Origin of the sequence: Desulfonatronospira sp. (genome assembly GCA_003563255.1) — a bacterium.
Taxonomy (GTDB): domain Bacteria; phylum Desulfobacterota; class Desulfovibrionia; order Desulfovibrionales; family Desulfonatronovibrionaceae; genus Desulfonatronospira.
Genome location: PWSL01000303.1, coordinates 1 through 3,491 on the forward strand (window position 1 = coordinate 1; position 3,491 = coordinate 3,491).

At 52.3% G+C, this 3,491-nt stretch carries 2 protein-coding genes; both read right to left on the reverse strand.

Features of this window, described 5'->3' with window-relative positions:
* Positions 1-384 precede the first annotated feature (384 nt).
* Complete coding sequence (mtnA, locus tag QZP87_RS08990) at positions 385-1,395, reverse strand: S-methyl-5-thioribose-1-phosphate isomerase (protein ID WP_291322585.1); 1,011 nt, start codon at positions 1,393-1,395, stop codon at positions 385-387.
* 3 nt (positions 1,396-1,398) lie between these two features.
* On the reverse strand, positions 1,399-2,829 hold the full coding sequence (gatB, locus tag QZP87_RS08995) for an Asp-tRNA(Asn)/Glu-tRNA(Gln) amidotransferase subunit GatB (RefSeq protein ID WP_291322586.1): 1,431 nt from the start codon (positions 2,827-2,829) through the stop codon (positions 1,399-1,401).
* Positions 2,830-3,491 lie beyond the last annotated feature (662 nt).

Genomic DNA, 3,491 nt, shown 5'->3' on the forward strand with positions numbered 1-3,491 from the left:
GGACAGGCACCCCCGCACTAATTTTTCGTAACCATTCAGGGGGCACTCAGTTGTAGTTCCTGGCACAAGGTCTGGGGACTGTCCCCGCTAAGTACTATCTTTGAAGGTTCACACAACTTAGGAAGTAAGTAATAATAACCTATACGTTGCCTTGTTCCCACGCTCCGCGTGGGAACATTCTTCGGACGCTCCGCGTCCAAAATGACCGCAGGAGCGGTCGAAAAACGTTCCCACGCAGAGCGTAGGAACGATAAAGACAGTTTATTGTTCCCACGCTCCGCGTGGGAACATTCTTCGGACGCTCCGCGTCTAAAATGACCGCAGGAGCGGTCGAAAAACGTTCCCCAAATACAACTGTAGTGTTAAACTCAAGGGCAAGAACCCTTAAGCCAGCTCACCTGGAGCAAAAACCCCTTTTTCGGTGATTATGCCTGAAATCAGCTCCTGCGGGGTAACATCAAAGGCATAATTGTAAACATCAACATCCCGGGGCATAATCATCTGTCCGGCCATATATTTAACCTCGCCCGGATCCCTTTGTTCGATGGGAATGTACCAGCCGGAAGGGGTCTTTGCATCAAAAGTGGAGAACGGGGCTGCTACGTAAAATAAAATCCCGTGCCTCTGCGCCATCACAGCCAGCGGATAAGTACCGATCTTGTTGGCGGTGTCACCGTTGGCGGCTATACGGTCCGCCCCCACCACAACCTTCTGCACCAGCCCCTTCTGCATGAGCAGACCGCAGGCATTGTCGCAGGCCACCCGTACCGGGATGTTGTCACCGGCCAGCTCGTATGCCGTAAGTCTGGCCCCCTGCAGAAAAGGCCTGGTTTCGTTGGCGATGACCCTTATCTCCTTGCCCTGCTCCACTGCAGCCCGAACCACTCCCAGGGCGGTGCCGTAACCCCCGGTGGCCAGTGCCCCGGCGTTGCAGTGGGTCATGACCGTATCCCCGGAATCAAGCAACTCCCGGCCATGAGCGCCAATCATTTTGTTGATCCTGATGTCCTCCTGGTGCAGGCTCAGGGCCTCCTGCAGCCAGAAGTCAGCCAGTTCCTCCGATGAAAAAATACTTTTGGACCTCCACGCATCCTGCATGCCCCTCACAGCCCAGGCCAGGTTGGCCGCAGTGGGCCTGGCATGTTCAATGAGCTCCAGGTTTTTCTCCAGGGTCGCTTCCCAGGTGGATGTCCCACCGGACTCCAGGGCAGCCAGCACACAGCCGTAAGCCGCAGTCACTCCGATGGCCGGAGCCCCGCGGATGACCATCTGCTGCAGGGCATAAACAATATCTTCAGTACCTGCACACTCAAACCAGTCCTCCCTGGAGGGCAGATACCTCTGATCCAGCAGCTTCAGGACTTTTTTCTTTTCATCAAAATATATATGCTGCACTTCTCAACCCAGCTTACGGTTCAAGATTGCGTTAACCAGCCCGGGATTGGCCTGACCCTTTGTTTTTTTCATGACCTGGCCCACAAAAAAACTCATGAGCTTTTTGCGGCCCTCCCGGTATTTCCGGACTTCATCGGGGTTATCCCGGATCACTTCATCCACCACCCCTTCCAGGGCCCCGGAATCGGAAATCTGGGTCAGACCCTTGTCCTGTACCAGCTTCACCGGGTCGACTCCCTGAGCAAAGACCTCCGGAAAAATGGACTTGGCTATCTTGTTGCTGATGGTGCCGTCATCCACCATGCGCAGAAGCCCGGTCAAAAGCTGCGGACTCAGGTTTGACTCCCGGATGCCGGTACCAGCCTGATTCAGCTCCCTTAAAAGCTCGGTCATAACCCAGTTGCTTATCGTCTTTGGCTGCTGATAAAGCTTTACGCACTCTTCAAAATAGTCCGCCAGATCCCTTTCAGAGGTCAACACCTGAGCGTCCTCGTCGGGGAGTTCATACTGGCTCATGAACCTGGCCTGCCTGGCCATGGGCAGCTCAGGCAACTCCTTTTCCAGCTTTTCAATCCAGTCCCGGTCCACCAGCAGGGGCACCAGATCCGGATCGGGAAAATAGCGGTAGTCGTGGGCTTCTTCCTTACCTCGCATGGACACGGTAATGCCCTTGTCCGGGTCAAAGAGCCTGGTCTCCCGGATCACATCTTCCCTGTCCTCCAAAAGATCCATCTGTCTGGCAACTTCGTATTCCAGGGCCTTTTGCACATTTCTAAAGGAATTGAGATTTTTGATCTCAGTGCGGGTGCCGAACTCCTGTCTGCCCCTGGGACGGATGGATACGTTGGCGTCGCAGCGAAAACTGCCCTCTTCCATGTTGCCGTCGGAAATGTCCAGGTAGCGCATGATGGAGCGTAAGGCCTTGAGATAGGCTGTTGCCTCCTCGGGGCTTCGCATGTCCGGCTCCGAGACTATCTCCATGAGAGGTACCCCGGAGCGGTTCAAGTCCACATAGCTAAGGCCCTCCGAAGGGGAGTGGATGGATTTGCCCGCATCCTCTTCCATGTGGATCCTGGTAATGCCTACGTCTTTTTCCTGTTTTCCGGACAGGATTTTGATGTGGCCGTGTTCCGCCAGTGGCTCTTCATACTGGGAAATCTGGTAGCCCCTGGGCAGGTCCGGGTAGAAATAATTCTTTCTGGCGAACACCGAGCGTGGATTGACCCGGCAATCCAGGGCCAGGGACATTTTGACGGCAAATTCCACGGCTTTTTTGTTGAGTACCGGCAGCACTCCAGGCATGCCGGTACATATATGGCAGGTATTGGTGTTGGGGTCGTTGCCGAACTGCGTGGAACAGGAACAGAATATCTTGGACAGGGTCTTGAGCTGCGCATGCACCTCCAGGCCGATTATTGTTTCATAGTCGCTCATGTTGCATCCTTGAACCTGATAGAGATAAATTAATCTTGCTAAAGTTGAATTGAAAAAATATAACGTGCATATTTTGATGCACCTGCAAAAAATCAGATGTTAACACTACAGCGACACTTTGTGTAAGTTATCGCCTCGGCCACCGGGGACAGGCACCAACACGCACTTATTTTTCTGAAGGATGTTTGACGGCATTTAAAAAAAAGTGCTGGGAGAGCCAGTCCCCTTCCAGCTTAAATAAAGTTTCGCTGTAGTGTTAACTGGTAGCGGTCAGTATGGATTATCTAACTCTTTGATTTTACTGACTACTGACTATTGGCCACTGACTACGGCGACTGGAAAGAAGACCTTTTGCACTCGCATCTATTTAGCTCAGCTCCTGTCAGAAGTCAAAACCAAGTTGGCGGAGATATCTGTTTAGCTTTGAATATCATATGGGGACTATCCCACAACTACCTGGAATATTTTGGAAACATTTTTTTCCTTGACAGACGATAGCACTACAGCAAGACTTATAAAATTCAGTACGGTATCTCAACTAGGGACAGGCACCCCCGCACTAATTTTTCGTAACCATTCAGGGGGCACTCAGTTGTAGTTCCTGGCACAAGGTCTGGGGACTGTCCCCGCTAAGTACTATCTTTGAAGGTTCACACAACTTA